Annotated in this window: 16 protein-coding genes; 6 read left to right on the forward strand and 10 right to left on the reverse strand. The window is 69.1% G+C overall.

What is annotated here, in order from left to right:
- Positions 1 to 21: 21 nt before the first annotated feature.
- Positions 22 to 642 (reverse strand): hemerythrin domain-containing protein, encoded by a 621-nt coding sequence (locus ASG30_RS01610; protein WP_055891568.1) that lies wholly within the window; start codon positions 640 to 642, stop codon positions 22 to 24.
- Between the two features lie 255 nt (positions 643 to 897).
- Here ASG30_RS01610 and urtA point away from each other — a divergent pair, with 255 nt between their 5' ends.
- From urtA to urtE, 5 genes are all read left to right on the forward strand, one after another.
- Positions 898 to 2,175 (forward strand): urea ABC transporter substrate-binding protein, encoded by a 1,278-nt coding sequence (gene urtA, locus ASG30_RS01615; protein WP_055891943.1) that lies wholly within the window; start codon positions 898 to 900, stop codon positions 2,173 to 2,175.
- Positions 2,176 to 2,360: 185 nt separating this feature from the next.
- Entirely contained in the window at positions 2,361 to 3,932 is a 1,572-nt protein-coding gene (gene urtB / locus ASG30_RS01620; RefSeq protein WP_055891569.1) for an urea ABC transporter permease subunit UrtB, read from the forward strand.
- 115 nt (positions 3,933 to 4,047) lie between these two features.
- Positions 4,048 to 5,088: an urea ABC transporter permease subunit UrtC gene (gene urtC, locus ASG30_RS01625; RefSeq protein ID WP_327212914.1), complete on the forward strand. Its 1,041-nt coding sequence runs from the start codon at positions 4,048 to 4,050 to the stop codon at positions 5,086 to 5,088.
- Entirely contained in the window at positions 5,085 to 5,960 is an 876-nt protein-coding gene (urtD, locus tag ASG30_RS01630) for an urea ABC transporter ATP-binding protein UrtD (RefSeq protein ID WP_055891572.1), read from the forward strand. Before urtC ends, urtD begins: the two co-directional genes overlap by 4 nt.
- A gap of 115 nt (positions 5,961 to 6,075) precedes the next feature.
- Positions 6,076 to 6,768, forward strand: a complete 693-nt coding sequence (urtE, locus tag ASG30_RS01635; protein ID WP_055891575.1) for an urea ABC transporter ATP-binding subunit UrtE — start codon at positions 6,076 to 6,078, stop codon at positions 6,766 to 6,768.
- A 193-nt stretch (positions 6,769 to 6,961) separates the two neighbouring features.
- Here the strand turns inward: urtE and ASG30_RS01640 are convergent, their stop codons facing one another.
- From ASG30_RS01640 to ASG30_RS01665, 6 genes are all read right to left on the reverse strand, one after another.
- Positions 6,962 to 7,240 carry a hypothetical protein gene (locus tag ASG30_RS01640; protein ID WP_055891578.1) on the reverse strand — a complete coding sequence of 93 codons (279 nt, stop codon included), beginning with the start codon at positions 7,238 to 7,240 and terminating at the stop codon, positions 6,962 to 6,964.
- A 191-nt stretch (positions 7,241 to 7,431) separates the two neighbouring features.
- On the reverse strand, positions 7,432 to 7,950 hold the full coding sequence (locus ASG30_RS01645) for a hypothetical protein (RefSeq protein ID WP_055891581.1): 519 nt from the start codon (positions 7,948 to 7,950) through the stop codon (positions 7,432 to 7,434).
- A 146-nt stretch (positions 7,951 to 8,096) separates the two neighbouring features.
- Entirely contained in the window at positions 8,097 to 8,927 is an 831-nt protein-coding gene (locus tag ASG30_RS01650) for an urease accessory protein UreD (protein WP_055891583.1), read from the reverse strand.
- A gap of 4 nt (positions 8,928 to 8,931) precedes the next feature.
- Complete coding sequence (locus ASG30_RS01655; RefSeq protein ID WP_055891586.1) at positions 8,932 to 9,702, reverse strand: ABC transporter permease; 771 nt, start codon at positions 9,700 to 9,702, stop codon at positions 8,932 to 8,934.
- Positions 9,699 to 10,514, reverse strand: a complete 816-nt coding sequence (locus ASG30_RS01660) for an ABC transporter ATP-binding protein (protein ID WP_055891589.1) — start codon at positions 10,512 to 10,514, stop codon at positions 9,699 to 9,701. The genes ASG30_RS01655 and ASG30_RS01660 overlap by 4 nt, the downstream gene beginning before the upstream one ends.
- Positions 10,515 to 10,519: 5 nt before the next feature.
- Positions 10,520 to 11,557 carry an ABC transporter substrate-binding protein gene (locus ASG30_RS01665; protein WP_055891592.1) on the reverse strand — a complete coding sequence of 346 codons (1,038 nt, stop codon included), beginning with the start codon at positions 11,555 to 11,557 and terminating at the stop codon, positions 10,520 to 10,522.
- Positions 11,558 to 11,895: 338 nt separating this feature from the next.
- Between ASG30_RS01665 and ASG30_RS01670 the strand changes: the two genes are divergently transcribed.
- Entirely contained in the window at positions 11,896 to 12,162 is a 267-nt protein-coding gene (locus ASG30_RS01670; protein WP_055891594.1) for a GlsB/YeaQ/YmgE family stress response membrane protein, read from the forward strand.
- Between the two features lie 87 nt (positions 12,163 to 12,249).
- On the opposite strand, the gene ASG30_RS01675 is transcribed toward ASG30_RS01670, so the two are convergent.
- From ASG30_RS01675 to puuE, 3 genes are all read right to left on the reverse strand, one after another.
- The gene (locus tag ASG30_RS01675; RefSeq protein WP_055891599.1) at positions 12,250 to 13,530 is read right to left on the reverse strand and encodes a M20 family metallopeptidase; all 1,281 of its coding nucleotides are present in this window, start codon (positions 13,528 to 13,530) and stop codon (positions 12,250 to 12,252) included.
- 112 nt (positions 13,531 to 13,642) lie between these two features.
- Positions 13,643 to 15,430 carry a 2-oxo-4-hydroxy-4-carboxy-5-ureidoimidazoline decarboxylase gene (uraD, locus tag ASG30_RS01680; protein WP_055891603.1) on the reverse strand — a complete coding sequence of 596 codons (1,788 nt, stop codon included), beginning with the start codon at positions 15,428 to 15,430 and terminating at the stop codon, positions 13,643 to 13,645.
- On the reverse strand, positions 15,427 to 16,410 hold the full coding sequence (gene puuE / locus ASG30_RS01685) for an allantoinase PuuE (RefSeq protein ID WP_055891607.1): 984 nt from the start codon (positions 16,408 to 16,410) through the stop codon (positions 15,427 to 15,429). The genes uraD and puuE overlap by 4 nt, the downstream gene beginning before the upstream one ends.
- Positions 16,411 to 16,422 lie beyond the last annotated feature (12 nt).

Raw genomic sequence — 16,422 nt, forward strand, 5'->3', positions numbered from 1 at the left:
GCCTCCGCGGGAATGACGGGCTCAGTGGCCCCAGCGGGTCGGGTTGAACCACTGGCCCCTGCTGGGCGTCGCCGAAGTCTTGCGCGCCAGCAACAACCCGCCCGCGGCAGCGATCGCCCCGGCCGCCGCCAGCATGGTCCCCGTGCTCATCGACCGGGCCATGCTCCCCGCCAGTTCACCCGTGCGCGGGCCGACCAGCTGCATGCGCCGGCGCGTCATGCGCGCGCCCATCTCCGACAGCTGGCTGGCCAGCAGGCGTTCGGCCTTGGGCAGCAGCTGCGTCTCTTCCTCCGCCACGTGGTGCAGCACGGTGCGCATCAGGTCGAACACCGTCTGGTCGAAGGCCGCGTCGGCGGGCTGCAGCACGCGCAGGCGCGCGATCAGGCTGCGCATCTCGTCGTGCTCGGGCTTGGCCTTCTCCAGCGCCTCGTCCGGCGCCACCTCGCGCAGCGCCGGGTAGAAGATCTCCTCTTCCAGCTGGGCGTGCACCTCCAGGGCCAGGCAGATGTTGTCGGCCAGCCCCTTCTTCACGCGCGCGGGCGTGTCGACCTGGTACTGGTGGAAGGCCGAGACCACGTGCGTGTGGTCCATGCGGATCATGTTGGTGATGGTGGGGGACACCTTGCTGAGCATGGAAGACATGTCGGGCTCCTTCGTCGGGCGGCCATGATGCCGAGCCTGCGCGCCGGCCCCTGTAGGAACACGGCTTTTTCGCCTCCCACCTCGCGGTCGGCTGGTTTGCCTTTGTTACGAGAGCGTGCCTTCGCGCGGCCCCTGTACGCCATGCGGCGTATTTCCGCTGCCTGATCGGCTCCCTAGCATGGACCTCGTCCATTCGGGCCCCGACGCCCGGTGGTCCCAACCTCCCGGCCCCTTCCTCTTTTGGAGCGCAGCAAGATGCAAAGACGATTCACCCTCAAGGCGTTGACCGCCGCGGTGGCCCTGGCGGGCACCGCCTCCCTTCCCGCGCTGGCGCAGTCCGGCGGCACCATCAAGGTGGGGATCCTGCACAGCCTGTCCGGCACCATGGCGATCTCCGAGACCGTCCTGAAGGACACGGCCCTGATGGCCATCGAGGAGATCAACGCCAAGGGCGGCGTGCTCGGCAAGAAGCTCGAGCCCGTGGTGGTGGATCCGTCGTCCAACTGGCCGCTGTTCGCCGAGAAGACCAAGCAGCTGCTCACCCAGGACAAGGTGGCGGTGATGTTCGGCTGCTGGACCAGCGTGAGCCGCAAGTCCGTGCTGCCGGTGGTCGAGGAGCTCAACGGCCTGCTGTTCTACCCCGTGCAGTACGAGGGCGAGGAGCTGTCCAAGAACGTGTTCTACACCGGTGCCGCGCCCAACCAGCAGGCCATTCCCGCGGTGGAATACCTGATGAGCAAGGAAGGCGGCGGCGCCAAGCGCTTCGTGCTGCTGGGCACCGACTACGTCTATCCCCGCACCACCAACAAGATCCTGCGCGCCTTCCTGAAGTCCAAGGGCGTGAAGGACAGCGACATCGAAGAGAAGTACACGCCGTTCGGCCACGCCGACTACCAGACCATCGTCGCCGACATCAAGAAGTTTTCCGCCGGCGGCAAGACGGCCGTGATCTCCACCATCAACGGCGACTCCAACGTGCCGTTCTACAAGGAGCTGGGCAACGCCGGCCTGAAGGCCAAGGACGTGCCGGTGGTCGCCTTCTCGGTGGGCGAGGAGGAACTGCGCGGCGTCGACACCAAGCCGCTGGTGGGCCACCTGGCCGCGTGGAACTACTTCATGTCGGTCAAGAACCCGACCAACGACGAGTTCACCAAGAAGTGGGCCGCCTACGCCAAGGCCAAGAACATCGCCGGCCACAAGGACAAGCCGCTGACCAACGACCCGATGGAGGCCACCTACATCGGCGTCTACATGTGGAAGCAGGCCGTGGAGAAGGCCAAGTCCACCGACGTCGACAAGGTGATCGCGGCCATGGGCGGCCAGACCTTCAAGGCGCCTTCGGGCTTCACCGCCAAGATGGACGAGAAGAACCACCACCTGCACAAGCCGGTGTTCATCGGCGAGGTGAAGGGCGATGGCCAGTTCAACATCGTGTGGAAGACGCCGGGTCCGGTGAAGGCCAAGCCCTGGTCGCCCTTCATCGAAGGCAACGACAAGAAGAAGGACGAGCCAGACGGCAAGAGCAAGGTCTGAGCAAGCCGGCGAACCAACCACTTCGTCGTCCCCGCGAAGGCGGGGACCCAGTGCTTCCCTTCGACGATGCTGAAGGCGCAAGCCCTGGATTCCCGCCTCCGCGGGAATGACGGGGAAGCGTTGTTCCTCCGGGGCCTCGGGTCCTGCGCGATGGGCGGCGCGCCGTCCATCCCACAGGTTCCTGCATGAAGCGATTCCTCCTTCTCCTCCTGGCCGCCGCCTTCAGCGTGCAGGCCCACGCCCTCACGGCGGCCGAGGCCACGGCCATGGCGGTCGGCGAGACCGACGCCCGGATCGAGGCGATGAACAAGGCCGTGGCCACGGCCGACGACAGGACCGTCGTGTTCCTGCAGGCGCTGGGGGACGACGCGGTCAAGGCGGCCGGCGACAAGGTCTTCATCGTGCGTGACGGCCAGGGGCTCGATCCGGTCAGCGGCGCCGCCGTGGCGGTGCCCGCCGACGCCGAGGACGTGGTCAGCAACAACCGCATGCGCGGCGAGATCGACGGCGCGCTGGCCGCGATCAAGCTCTCCTCGCCCGACGCCAACCTGCGCGCCCAGGCCGTGGCCTCCCTGCAGAAGGAGCCCGACGAGTCGAAGCTGCCGATGATCGAGAAGGCCTACGCCGCCGAGAAGGACGCCGCGATCAAGGAGCAGCTCGCGCTGGTGCGGGCGGCGGCGCTCCTGGGCAGCAGCGACAAGGCCAAGCGCCTGGCGGCGGCGACGCTGCTGGCGGGCAGCCGCAGCCCGGCCACCAAGACGCTGCTGCTGGAGCGCCTGCGCGAGGAGGGCGAAGCCGACGTGAAGGCGGCGCTGCAGGCCTCGCTGCGCCAGGTCGAGTCGGCCCTGGCCTGGGGCGACCGGCTGGCGCAGGTGTTCTCCGGCATCAGCCTGGGCTCCATCCTGCTGCTGGTGGCGCTGGGCCTGGCCATCACCTACGGGCTGATGGGCGTGATCAACATGGCGCACGGCGAGCTGATGATGATCGGCGCCTACGCCACCTACGTGGTGCAGGGCGTGTTCCGCAGCTGGTTCCCGGGCGCGTTCGACTGGTACCTGGTGGCGGCCGTGCCGGTGGCCTTCGCGGCGTCGGCCGGCGTCGGCGCCATCCTGGAGCGCGGCGTGATCCGCTTCCTCTACGGCCGGCCCCTGGAGACGCTGCTGGCCACCTGGGGCATCAGCCTGATGCTGATGCAGCTGGTGCGCACGGTCTTCGGCGCGCAGAACGTCGCGGTGGAGAACCCGCGCTGGATGAGCGGCGGCGTGGTGCTGATGGACAACCTGCAGCTGCCCTGGAACCGCATCGTGATCGTCGGCTTCGCCTTCGCGGTGCTGGCCGGCATGGCCTTCCTGATCGCGCGCACGCGGCTCGGGCTGTTCGTGCGCGGCGTCACGCAGAACCGGCCGATCGCCTCCTGCATGGGCGTGAACACGGCGCGGGTGGACACCTATGCCTTCGCGCTCGGCTCCGGCATCGCCGGTCTCGCGGGCTGCGCGCTGAGCCAGATCGGCAACGTGGGGCCGGACCTGGGACAGGCCTACATCGTGGACTCGTTCATGGTGGTGGTGCTGGGCGGCGTGGGCCAGCTGGCGGGCACGGTGTACGCGGCGCTGGGGCTGGGCGTGCTCAACAAGTTCATCGAAGGCTGGGCCGGCGCCGTGCTGGCCAAGATCGCCGTGCTGGTGCTGATCGTGGTGTTCATCCAGAAGCGGCCGCAGGGGTTGTTCGCGGTCAAGGGAAGGAGTGCGGAAGCATGAGCGCGGTCCTGCCTCCCGACGCCCGGCTGCTGGAACCCTCCCCCRSSGGGGGAGGGAGGAACTCCTTCCGTCGCGCAAGCCGCTGCTGACGAAGACCGGCTGGACCGCCTTCCTGGTGGCCCTGGTGATGGTCTGCGCCGTCGCGCCCCTGCTCAACCTGGTCGTCCCCGCCGACAGCGCCTTCCACATGGGCGACTACGCGGTGGCGCTCACCGCGCGGATCATGTGCTACGCCATCGCCGCCCTGGCGATGGACTTGATCTGGGGCTACACCGGCATCCTGTCGCTCGGCCACGGCCTGTTCTTCGCGCTGGGCGGCTACGTGATGGGCATGTACCTGATGCGGCAGATCGGCCGCGACGGCAACTACAAGAGCGACCTGCCGGACTTCATGGTGTTCCTGGACTGGAAGGCGCTGCCCTGGCACTGGACCTTCTCCGACAGCTTCGTCGCCACCTGCCTCCTGGTGGTCGCGGTGCCGGGCCTGGTGGCCTTCGTGTTCGGCTACTTCGCCTTCCGCTCGCGCATCAAGGGCGTCTACTTCTCCATCATCACGCAGGCGCTCACGTATGCCGCCATGCTGCTGTTCTTCCGCAACGAGACCGGCTTCGGCGGCAACAACGGCTTCACCGACTTCAAGCGCATCCTGGGCGTGGCGCTGCAGACGCCGCAGATGCGCATGGCGCTGTTCGTGCTGACCGGCGTGACGCTGCTGGGCTTCTTCCTGCTGGCGCGCTGGCTGGTGGGGGCCAAGTTCGGCCGCGTGCTGCAAGCCATCCGCGACGGCGAATCGCGCGTCATGTTCTGCGGCTACAACCCGGTGGGCTACAAGCTCGCGGTGTGGACGCTGTCGGCCGTGATGTGCGGCGTGGCCGGCGCGCTCTACGTGCCGCAGGTGGGCATCATCAACCCGGGCGAGATGAGCCCGGCCAACTCCATCGAGATCGCCGTGTGGGCGGCCGTGGGCGGCCGCGGCACCCTGGTCGGGCCGATCGCCGGCGCCTTCCTGGTCAACGGTGCCAAGAGCTGGCTGACGGTGAGCGCGCCGGAGTTCTGGCTGTACTTCCTGGGCGGGCTGTTCATCGTGGTGACGCTGTTCCTGCCGGACGGCATCGCGGGGCTGGCTCGCCGCATCTGGAACCGGAGGTCCGCATGACACCGGACTTGATGGAGGAGGGGGCGCGACGCGCCGCGGCGGCACGCGCGGCTTCGGCCCCCGGCAAGACCGAGTCCGGCGGTCGCGCCGCCGGATTCGCCCGCCTGGTCAAGCCGGGCGAGGTGGACGTGAGCCATGGGCGCATCCTCTACCTGGAAGACGTGAGCGTGAGCTTCGACGGCTTTCGCGCGATCAACAGGCTGTCGCTGGACATCGCCCCCGGCGAGCTGCGCTGCGTGATCGGCCCCAACGGGGCGGGCAAGACCACGATGATGGACATCATCACCGGCAAGACCCGGCCCGACAGCGGCACGGTGTTCTTCGGCAGCACCATCGACCTGCTGCGCTACAAGGAGGCGCAGATCGCGCAGCTGGGCATAGGCCGCAAGTTCCAGAAGCCCACCGTGTTCGAGCAGCTCACGGTGTTCGAGAACCTGGAGCTCGCGCTCAAGACCGACAAGGGCGTGCGCGCATCGGTGTTCCATGCGCTCGATTCGGAGCAGTCGGACCGGCTGGCCTCGGTGCTGCACACCATCCACCTGGCCGCGCACGTCAACCGCCTGGCCGGCACGCTCAGCCACGGCCAGAAGCAGTGGCTGGAGATCGGCATGCTGCTGATGCAGGACCCCAAGCTGCTGCTGCTGGACGAGCCGGTGGCCGGGATGACCGACGAGGAGACCGCGCGCACGGCCGAGCTCTTCCTGTCGCTCAAGGGCCAGCACTCGCTGATGGTGGTGGAGCACGACATGGGCTTCATCAAGACCATCTCGGAGAAAGTGACCGTCCTGCACGAGGGCGCGGTGCTGGCCGAGGGCCCGCTGGAGCAGGTGCAGAACGACGTGCGGGTGATCGAGGTGTATCTCGGCCGCTGATGCGGCCTTCGCAGGGGCTAGGGACCAGGGGCTAGGGACTAGGGAAGAACCGATCGAACGCCAGCGCCGAGCCCCTAACCCCTAGCCCCTAGCCCCTAGCCCCTAGCCCCTTCCCATGCTCAACATCCGCACCATCAACCAGTTCTACGGCGGCTCGCACATCCTGCGCGACGTCAGCCTCGAGGCCAAGCCCGGCCAGGTCACGGTGATCCTGGGGCGCAACGGCGTGGGCAAGACCACGCTGCTCAAGTCGCTGATGGGCCTGGTGCCGATCCGGTCCGGCTCGATCGACTTCCTCGGCCAGCCCATCCAGCAGTGGACGCCCTACCAGCGGGCGCGAGCCGGTATCGGCTTCGTGCCGCAGGGCCGCGAGATCTTCGCGCGGCTGACGGTGGAGGAGAACCTGCGCATGGGCCTGGCCTACCGCAAGGCCGGCACGCCCATCCCGCCCGACCTGTTCGAGCTCTTCCCCGTGCTCAAGCAGATGCTGGGGCGCCGCGGCGGCGACCTGTCGGGCGGCCAGCAGCAGCAGCTGGCGATCGCCCGGGCCCTCGCGGCCGGCCCCAGGCTGCTGGTGCTGGACGAGCCCACCGAAGGCATCCAGCCCAGCATCATCAAGGACATCGGCCGCGTCATCCGCATGCTGGCGGGACGGGGCGACATGGCCATCCTGCTGGTCGAGCAGTACTACGACTTCGCGCAGGAACTGGCGGACCGCTACCTGGTCATGGAACGGGGCGAGGTCATCGCGCAGGGCGACGGCAAGGCGATGGAAGCCGACGGCGTACGCCGCCTGGTGGCGATCTGAGACGGGCCGGTAGGCGCGTGCCTACCTCGTCTGGTGCCGCCGCCCGGCACGGTGCGGCAGGCCCCGGGACTACCTTGGGGACATCGACATCAACCCAAGGAGATTCAAATGCCGGTCATCCTCTGGCTGCTGGGCGTTCCCCTCGCCGTCATCGTCCTGCTGATGCTGTTCGGCGTGCTCTGACGCCGACGCGTCAGGGACGCGTCTTCACGCGCTCGAGCTGGTCCAGGTTCCGCCCGGACCGCTCGCCGCGGTTGCCCGCCGCGTACTCTTCGCTGGCCCCCGGCGCGGACGCCTCTTCCGTCGGCCGGTTGGCGTACGGCTGCCGGCCCTTGAGCTGCCAGTGGCCCAGCGGCGGATCTTCGTGGCGGCTGGAGCCGCCTTCCCAGTTCACTTCGTTGCGGTAGCCATGGCGCGCGGGAGCGGTCGTCTTGACGGGCGCGATGGTGGCGGTGGTCGTCTGCTCTTTCACTGCTTGAACCCTCGGTTGTCGGCTCTTTTGGCCAGGCGCGCGGCCACGCCGCGGACGTCAACAAGACTAGCTGCGGCGTCGTACACGCTTGTAGGACAACGGCCCGTCTTCGTGCTGTTACGAGCGGCAACGCGGGTCGCGAGAGGAAGAGCAAGGGCGCGCGGCCTTCGCGGCGCGCGCCGGGTGTTGCTTTACTGCTGCGGTAGCGGCGAAAGGGGCCTGACCTGCGCGGGCATCGGGACCAGCACCACCGGCTCCTGGGTCTTGGGCGCTTCCACCTTGATCTCGGTCGCGCCCGGCGGCATCACCACCGTCTCGACCTGGCGCAGCACGCCACCGCCGGCCACGCTGCCGCTCACATCGCCGTAGCCCATGACGCGGGCCTTGCAGGCGGCCTTCTCTTCGCCGGCCAGCGGCTCGCAACGCGCCATGGCGTTGGCCTGAAAGTCGTCGGAAGGCTGGCGCAGCGCGCCCTTGTTGCGCTCGGCCTGCGCATTGCGCGCCTCGCGCAGGCACGTGTCGATGTCCTGCTGCGTGCGGCCGCTGCGGCAGGCCTGCACTTCGGACTGGTAGTTGCCGCTGGCGTCGATGCCCGTCGCACCGGTGGCGCTGCCGGCCACCTGGGCGGTCGCGGCGGTCATGGCCAGCAGCGACGCGGCGACGAAGGGCAGCAGGCTTTTTCGCGGACGCATCGGGTGCTTCCTGTTCATGGCGGGCTCCTTGCGAATCTGGATGGGCTCACTCTAGGCAGTGGCCCGCGCCCGTGGTGCCGGAGGAGGCCCGGGCAGTGGGGCGGCGCGCTCCGGCGGTCCCCGTAGGACCCTGCTTGCAGGTGAGTGCCTACGAACGTAAGGCGCTACAGCGCCCACAGCCGAGGCGCGACTGCCGGCAGGTCCCACAACGCCGGCCGCCAGGCCGACCGGATGGCGCGCAGCAGCGCCATCGCCGGCTCGACCAGCGGTGCCAGCACCCGCACCACCACCACGCCGTCCGCCGGGCTGGTGGCGCCCGCGTCGGCGGCCAGGCCGTGCTGGCCGATCACCTCGCGGGCCAGGTCGAGCGCGCGCTCACGCCGGTCGCGCGCGAGCGGTTCGCCGCAGGCGAACCACAGCGTGGACAGGCAGCGCCGGCCCGCCAGGCCCAGCGGGCCGTCCATCAGCCGGGCATTGGCGGCGTCCAGGCGTCCACGCTCCAGCCAGCGGTCGCCCAGCGCCAGGTGCTGCAGCAGGCTGCCTGCAACGAAGGGCTGGCTGGCTTCGGGCAGGCCGAGCGCGCACACGTCCCAGCCCAGCACCTCAGCGCCGGGCGCGAGCGCCAGCTCAAGCCGGTTCTCGGCGATGCAGCCGCTGTAGCAGATCGCCTCCAGCGGCAACCACTCGAAGCGGCCGCCGGCCTCGACCTCGATGCGGGTGCGCTGAACGGCCGCCGCGCCCTCGCTGCGGTAGAAGCGCGCCGCGCCCGGCGTGGTGACCAGCCCGTGCGCGCCGGCGCCCACGCGGATGTGCACGTCGAGCTCGTCCCCGCCCACCAGGCCGCTGGGCGGATGCACCAGCACGTTGTGGCAGATCGCCGGCCCTTCCGGGTAGAGCGTCTGCAGTACGCGCAGCGGGCCCTGGTGCTCGAAGCGGGCGGTGCAGCGTTCGCCTTCCCGCCGCAGGTCCAGCCGCAGCCGCGCGTGCCAGGACATCGCGTCAGGTGTTCTGCGAACCGCGGTGCGCCCAGGCCGTGGTGTGGCGCTCGATCCAGCTGAACAGCTCGTACATCGCCATGGCCATGACGCTGATGGCCACCAGCCCGGCGAACGCCAGCGGCATGCGCTGCTGGCTGCCGGCGGTCTGGATCAGGTTGCCGATGCCCGAGTCGCCCGCCGTCATCTCCGCCAGCACGGTGCCGACGAAGGCCAGCGTGATGGCGATCTTCAGCGAGCCGTAGAAGTACGGCATGGCGCGCGGCAGGCCCACCTTGACCAGCACGTCCCAGCGCTTGGCGCCCAGCACGCGCAGCACGTCCTCCAGCTCCGGCTCCAGCGTGGCCAGGCCGGTGGCGATGTTCACCATGATCGGGAAGAACGAGATCAGGAAGGCGGTGAGGATGCCCGGGCCGATGCCGATGCCGAACCACACGACCAGGATGGGCACGATGGCCGCCTTGGGCACCGCGTTGAAGCCCACCATCAGCGGATAGACCGCCGCATACGCCACGCGCGACGAGCCGATCAGGAAACCCAGCAGCACGCCCGCGGCGATGGACAGGGCGAAGCCCACCATCGTGACCCAGAAGGTGGTCCAGGCGGCCGCCAGCAGCGGTCCCTTGAACTCGGCGAACTGCTGCGCGATCTGCCAGGGGCTGGGGAAGATGAACTCGGGCACCTGGAAGGCGGTGACGCCCAGCTGCCAGAGCAGGACGATGGCCGCGCCCAGGATCACCGGCGCCCAGCGCTCGAAATGCCGGTCCGCCTTCATGCCTCCACCCCGGTGGTTTTGCGGATGGCGCCGATGTGGCCGCGCAGGTCGAGCACGATGTCGGTGAACTCCTTGGTGTAGGTGATCTCCAGCTCGCGCGGGCGCGGCAGCTCGATGTGCTTCTTGACCACGAAGCGGCCCGGGCTCTTGCTCATGACGAAGACGGTGTCGGCCAGGAAGACCGACTCGCGCAGGTCGTGCGTGACCAGGATGACGTTGAAGCGCTGCTCGGTCCACAGGTCGCGCAGGATGCACCACAGCTCCTCGCGGGTGAAGGCGTCCAGCGCGCCGAAGGGCTCGTCCAGCAGCAGCATCTTGGGCTCGTGGATGAGCGCGCGGCAGATGCTGGCGCGCTGCTGCATGCCGCCCGACAGCTGCCACGGGAACTTGTCCTCGTAGCCGCCCAGGCCCACCTTCTGCAGCAGCGCGCGGGCGCGCTGCTCGTACTCGGCCCGCCTGGCCTTGAAGCTGCTGCGGTAGGGCTCGACGATCTCCAGCGGCAGCAGCACGTTGTCGACCGTGGTGCGCCAGGGCAGCAGCGAAGGCGCCTGGAACGCCATGCCGGAGATCTTCAGCGGCCCGGTGACCGGCTGGCCGTCGATGCGGATGCCCCCGCGCGAGGGCATGCGCAGCCCGGTGGCCAGCTTCATGAAGGTGGACTTGCCGCAGCCCGAGGGCCCGACGATGGCGATGAACTCCCCCTGCGTGACGTTCAGGTCGATGGCCTCCACCGCGAACTGCCCGTTGGCGAGCAGTTCGTCGTTGTAGGCCAGCCAGACGCCCTGGAAGTCGATGAACGCGGTGGCCGACACCGCGCTCACTTCTTCGCCGGGGGCAGCACGTTCAGTTCGGCCTTGGCCGGCAGGAAGCTGCCGTTCCAGACCTCGTCGGCCTTGACGCGCGTCTTGGTGTTGAACGCGTCGGACACCTGCGAGGCCATCAGCGAGAGGCGGCCCGGGTTGACCTGGCCGAAGCCGTCGGCACGCGCGTCGGGGCTGGCGATCACGGCATCGATGGCCATGCGCAGGCGGCGCTTCTCCAGGTCGGTGTTGATGATGCCGTCGCGCTGCTTGACGTACTCGATCGAGGCGTCCGGGCTGGCCATCACCTCCTTGGCGCCCTTGGCGAAGGCGCTGAGGAAGGCCTTGACCGCCGCCGGGTTCTCCTTGACCAGCTTGGGCGACGCGATGATCACGTTGCCGTACAGCTTCACGCCGTGGTCGGCGTAGGGCAGGGTGACCACGTCGTCCAGCTTGACGCCGCGCGCCTCCAGGTTGAGCAGCGAAGTGAACGAGAAGCCGGTGATCGCATCGACGTCGCCGCGGGCCAGCATGGTCTCGCGCAGCGGCGGGTCCATGGACACCCAGTTGGCGCCGGCGACGCCGTTGGCCTTCTGGAAGATCGGGAAGGCGCGGCGGCCGGCGTCGAACACCGGCGCGCCCAGCTTCTTGCCGTTCAGGTCCTTGGGCGACTTGATGCCGGACTTCTTGAGCGCCATCACGGCGGCCGGCGTGTTGTTGTAGACCATCATCACCGCCACCGGCTTGTTGGGCGCGTCGGGGTTGTTGGCGTGGAACTCCATCAGCGCCGCGAGGTCGGCGAAGCCCATGTCGTAGGTGCCGGTGGCGACCCGCTGCACGGCGGCGCCCGAGCCGGTGCCGGCATCGATGGTGACATCCAGCTTGGCGTCGCGGAAATAGCCCTTGGCCACCGGTTGCAGGAACAGCGCCGCGGGGCCTTCGAAGCGCCAGTCCAGCTGGAACTTGATGGGGGTCAGGCCCTGGGCCGACGCCGGGGCCAGGGTGGCCAGCAGCGCGGTGGCGGCGACGGTTTGCAGGAAGAGTCTCTTGGTCATTGGAAGCCTCGAATCACGATACGGATCAAACGATGAAAAACCCAAAAGCAAGAAGGGTGCCGCTGGCGATTGTCGACGTTGTCGGGCTGCCTGCTTCTCCGGAAATTCCCCCGGGCGCGCGGGTCCCGGCCATAGCCGAGCGGGAGTAGGGGTTGTCTGACGTATCGGCGCGCCGGGCACGCACGGTGAGGCTCTATCGCCGACTACGCCCGCGCTAGGGATGCAGAACCATATTGCGTTCACCGGCTGCCGGAGATGGGTGGCAGGGGGGTCGGGGCCCAACCCGGGATCCGGCCGGCTATCAACAACATGCCGTTCGCGGCTTTAGGAGTGCAATCATGGGCTTTCTCATTTGGTTGATCGTGGGTGGTATCGTGGGCTGGCTGGCCAGCTTGATCATGCGCACTGACGGCCAGCAGGGCATCCTGCTGAACGTGATCGTGGGTATCGTCGGCGCCTTCATCGGCGGCTGGGTGATCTCCCCGATGGTGGGCGTGCCAACCATCAACGAAGGCATCAGCATCGGCTCGGTCCTGGTGTCGCTGGTCGGCGCGGTCATCCTGCTGGCCATCGTCAACCTGTTCCGCCGCGGTCGCGTTCGCTGAGTCACGGTTCGAGATTTGAAAAAGGCCGGGTCATGCCCGGCCTTTTTCATTGGCTCTCCCGTAATCCCCGCTGACGCAGCTCTCCCGTCATCCCCGCGAAGGCGGGGATCCAGTGCTTTCCTGGCCCTGGCCGAGCAGGTCCAGCAGCGTCCTGGCGACCACCTTGGTCGCCTTCCTCAGGTCTTCCAGGTCCAGCCGCTCGTCCGCCCGCTTGGCGTTCGATTCGAGCACCGTGCGGGGTCCCGCCCCGTAGATCACCCCCGGGATGCCCGCCTCGGTGTAGAGGCGCACGTCGGTGTACAGCGGCGTGCCCACCGCCGGGATGGGTTCGCCGAAGACCTCCTGCCCGTGCCTTTGCAGCGCCTCGACCAGCGGCCCGTTGCCCGCCAGCGGCACCATCGCGCGGGCCAGCAGCAGTCGCCGCACCTCGACCCGGATGCCGTTGCCGCCGCGCGGCGGGCGAAAGCTGGCGGCGGCCTCCTCGATGGCGCGGCGGATCGAGGCCTCGACCTGCGCCGGATCCTCCTCGGGGATCATGCGGCGGTCCAGCTTGAAGACCACCTTGCCGGGCACGACGTTGGTGTTGGTGCCGCCGGCGATCCAGCCCACGTTCAGGTACGGGTGGGTGATGCCCTCGACCCTGGAACTCACCTGCTTGTACTGCTCGTTGAGGCGGTAGAGCGCCTGCAGGAGGTGGGTGGCGCCCTGCAGGGCGTCGGTGCCGCTGTCGGGGATGGCGGCGTGGCTCATCTCGCCGTGCACCGTCACCTCCATCTGCAGGCAGCCGTTGTGCGCCACCACCACCTGGTAGCTGAAGCCCGCGGCCAGCAGCAGGTCGGGGCGGGTGATGCCCTGCTTGAGCAGCCAGCCCGGGCCGAGCTCGCCGCCGAACTCCTCGTCGTAGGTGAAGTGCAGTTCCACCCCGCCGGCCAGTGATGCGCCCAGCGATTCCAGCGCGCGCACGGCGAAGGTGAAGGTGGCGAAGTCGCTCTTGCTCACCGCCGCGGCGCGGCCATAGAGGAAGCCGCCGTCGATCTCCGCGCCATAGGGCGGGTGCTGCCAGCCCTCGCCCGGCGGGACCACGTCGCCATGGGCATTGAGGGCGACGACCCGGCCTTCGCCGTAGCGGCGGCGCACGACCAGGTTGGTGATGGACTGCAGCCCGGCCGCCTGCACCTCGTCCGCCGGCACGGGATGCTTCTCGGCCTCGAAGCCGAAGGCCTGCAGCAGCTGCGCCGTGCGCTCGGCATGCGGCGCGCTGTTCCCCGGCGGCGTGTCGGTGGGCACGCGCACCAGCTCCTGCAGGAAGCGCACCTCCTCGTCGAAGTGGGCGTCGATCCAGGCGTCGAGTTGCTGATGATCTGTCATGGTGTGATTCCGTCATTCCCGCGAAGGCGGGAATCCAGGGCTCCCGCCTTGGACATCGCCGGCGCGCTGCGCTGGGTCCCCGCCTTCGCGGGGACGACGGGGGTGGGGTCGATCATGGCCGGTTGCCTTCCTGCGCGAGATGCTCGAGCAGCTGCGAGAACGCCCGCACCGACAGCTCGATGTCGTCGGCCGTGGTGCTCTCCAGCGGGTTGTGGCTGATCCCCGAGTTCTGCCCGCGCACGAACAGCATCGCCTGCGGCATCACCTCGTGCAGCTTCATCGCGTCGTGGCCCGCGCCGCTGGGCATGCGGTGCAGCGGCACGCCCACCGACTCGATGGCGTGTTCCCAGCGGGCCTGCCACTGCGGATGGCTGGGCGCCGCCGCGGCGCGCATGGTCTGCTCGCAGGTGAAGCGCAGGCCGCGGCGTTCGCAGATGGCCTTCAGCTGCCCGAGCACGTCGGCCACCAGCGCGTCGCGCTGCGGATCGTTGGGCGCGCGCAGGTCCAGCGTGAACTGGCAGCGGCCCGGCACCACGTTGGTGGAGCCGCCCGGCACGTTGAGGATGCCGATGGTGCCCACCGAGTCGCCGTCGCGCGCCGCGCGCTGCTCGATGAAGAGCGCCAGCTCCGCGACGGCCACGGCGGCGTCACGCCGGCGGTTCATCGGCGTGGTGCCCGCGTGGCTGGCCATGCCGATCGCCTCGCACAGGAAGCGCACGCCGCCGTTGATCGAAGTGACCGCGCCCAGCGGCAGGTTCAGCTCGCTGAGCACCGGCCCCTGCTCGATGTGGACCTCGACGAAGCCGAGGTAGCGCGACGGATCTCGCCGCAGCGCCGCGATCGCCTCCGTCGTGCCCGGCAGCCCGGCGCGTTGCATGGCCTCGCGCATGCTGATGCCGTCCGCATCCTTCTGGTCCAGCCAGGCGGCATCGAACTGCCCGATCAGCGCGCCCGAGCCCAGGAAGGTGGCCTTGTAGCGCTGGCCTTCCTCTTCCGAGAAGGCCACCACCTCGAGCCCGAAGGGCAGGCGGCGCCTGGCCGCGGCCAGCGCGCGCACGCAGGCCATCGGCACGTAGATGCCCAGCCGGCCGTCGTACTTGCCGCCGTTGCGCACGGTGTCGTAGTGCGAGCCGGTCAGCAGCCGCCGGGACTGCGGAGAAGCGCCGTGGTAGACGCCGACGACGTTGCCGACCGCATCGACCGTGACCTCGTCGAACCCCGCCTCCTTCATGTCCTGCTCAATCCGCGCGGACGCGCAGCGGTGCGCGTCGGTCAGGTAGGTGACGGTGAGCTGGCCCTTCTCCTTGAAGCCCGGATCGCTGAACTGCGACAGGTGCTCCAGCTGGTCCCAGACCTGCTCGCCCTGCGAGGGCGACACGCCGAACCGGTCGTTGAGCCGGATCTCGGCGATGCGATGCACGTTGCGCAGCGCCTCCCCGCGTTCGAAGTCCACCGGGTTGCCCAGCCGCCGCTCGAAGGTCTCGATGATCTCGGCCCGCGTCAGCCCGCCGCCGCGCGGGCCGCGCACCGCCAGGATGAAGGGAAAACCGAACTTCGCGTTGTAGTCGGCGTTCAGCTGCTGGATCTTCTCGAACTCGGCCGGCGTGCAGTCCGTGAGGCCGGCCTTGCCCTGCTCGTTCGTCGATTCGGTCGTGAGCGTCTTGCTGACCATGGCCTTGCCGGCCAGCTCGGGGTGCGCGCGCAGCAGGGCCAGCTGGCGCTCGGCGCCCGCCTCGTCGACGGTGCGGGCCATGGCGTGCTTCAGGTGCGCCAGCGAGCGGAAGGGCTGCTGCTCCAGCGCCGCCTGCGCGATCCAGGGCGAGTGTTCGTACAGGCCGTCGAGCAGGGCCGCGGCCTCCTGCGCGTTCGCGGCGTTGAGTTTTTCCAGTGTCGGTGTCATGGCTTGGCCGGGTAGGGGTGGATCAGCTTCCAGTGGCGCGCCAGGTCGATGCGCCGGCACACCCACACATGATCGTGCTGCTCCACGTGGTCCAGGAACTTCTGCAGTGCGACGATGCGCCCCGGCCGCCCGAGCAGCCGGCAGTGCATGCCCACGCTCATCATCTTCGGCTGGTCCAGGCCCTCGGGGTCGCCCTCGGCGTAGAGCGCGTCGAAGGTGTCGCGCAGGTAGATGAAGAAGTCTTCCGCCTGCGAGTAGCCCTGCGGCAGCGAGAAGCGCATGTCGTTGGCGTCCAGCGTGTAGGGCACCACGAGGTGGGGCACGACGATGCCGTCGGAGCGCCGCACCTTCATCCAGAACGGCAGCTCGTCGCCGTAGTAGTCGCTGTCGTACTCGAAGCCGCCTTCGTCCACCACCAGCATTCGGGTGTTGGGGCTGTCGCGGCCGGTGTACCAGCCGGCGCCGTGGATCGCGCCCGGCGAGCCGTGGCGCTCGCCCGTCAGCTGCTCGATGGCGCGGATGGCCAGGCGCATGTGGTCGCGCTCTGTGGCCTTGCTGGCGTCCTGGTAGTGGATCCAGCGCCAGCCGTGGCTGGCGATCTCGTGGCCCAGCTCGACGAAGGCGGCGGCCACCTCGGGGTGCCGCTGCAGGGCCATGCCGACACCGAACACGGTCAGCGGCAGCCGCCGTTTCTCGAACTCGCGCAGGATGCGCCACACGCCCACGCGCGAGCCGTACTCGTAGATGCCCTCCATGCTCAGGTGCCGGCCCGGGTAGCTGGCCGGGTTGAACATCTCGGAGAGGAACTGCTCGGAGCCCGGGTCGCCGTGCAGCACCGCGTTCTCGCCGCCTTCCTCGTAGTTCAGGACGAACTGCACGGCGATGCGGGCCTTGTTGGGCCACTGCGGGTGCGGCGGGTTGCGGCCGTAGCCGGCCAGGTCGCGCGGGTAGGAGGCGCTGGCGTCGTAGATCGAGGGCATGGGGGGCTGTCC

Origin of the sequence: Ramlibacter sp. Leaf400 (assembly GCF_001424545.1) — a bacterium.
Classification (GTDB): Bacteria; Pseudomonadota; Gammaproteobacteria; order Burkholderiales; family Burkholderiaceae_C; genus Ramlibacter.

Coding starts and splice junctions, on each gene's coding strand:
- ASG30_RS01610 (WP_055891568.1), bottom strand. CDS start 642: ATGTCTTCCATGCTCAGCAAGGTGTCCCCCACCATCACCAACATGATC.
- urtA (WP_055891943.1), top strand. CDS start 898: ATGCAAAGACGATTCACCCTCAAGGCGTTGACCGCCGCGGTGGCCCTG.
- urtB (WP_055891569.1), top strand. CDS start 2,361: ATGAAGCGATTCCTCCTTCTCCTCCTGGCCGCCGCCTTCAGCGTGCAG.
- urtD (WP_055891572.1), top strand. CDS start 5,085: ATGACACCGGACTTGATGGAGGAGGGGGCGCGACGCGCCGCGGCGGCA.
- urtE (WP_055891575.1), top strand. CDS start 6,076: ATGCTCAACATCCGCACCATCAACCAGTTCTACGGCGGCTCGCACATC.
- ASG30_RS01645 (WP_055891581.1), bottom strand. CDS start 7,950: ATGAACAGGAAGCACCCGATGCGTCCGCGAAAAAGCCTGCTGCCCTTC.
- ASG30_RS01650 (WP_055891583.1), bottom strand. CDS start 8,927: ATGTCCTGGCACGCGCGGCTGCGGCTGGACCTGCGGCGGGAAGGCGAA.
- ASG30_RS01655 (WP_055891586.1), bottom strand. CDS start 9,702: ATGAAGGCGGACCGGCATTTCGAGCGCTGGGCGCCGGTGATCCTGGGC.
- ASG30_RS01665 (WP_055891592.1), bottom strand. CDS start 11,557: ATGACCAAGAGACTCTTCCTGCAAACCGTCGCCGCCACCGCGCTGCTG.
- ASG30_RS01670 (WP_055891594.1), top strand. CDS start 11,896: ATGGGCTTTCTCATTTGGTTGATCGTGGGTGGTATCGTGGGCTGGCTG.
- ASG30_RS01675 (WP_055891599.1), bottom strand. CDS start 13,530: ATGACAGATCATCAGCAACTCGACGCCTGGATCGACGCCCACTTCGAC.
- uraD (WP_055891603.1), bottom strand. CDS start 15,430: ATGACACCGACACTGGAAAAACTCAACGCCGCGAACGCGCAGGAGGCC.
- puuE (WP_055891607.1), bottom strand. CDS start 16,410: ATGCCCTCGATCTACGACGCCAGCGCCTCCTACCCGCGCGACCTGGCC.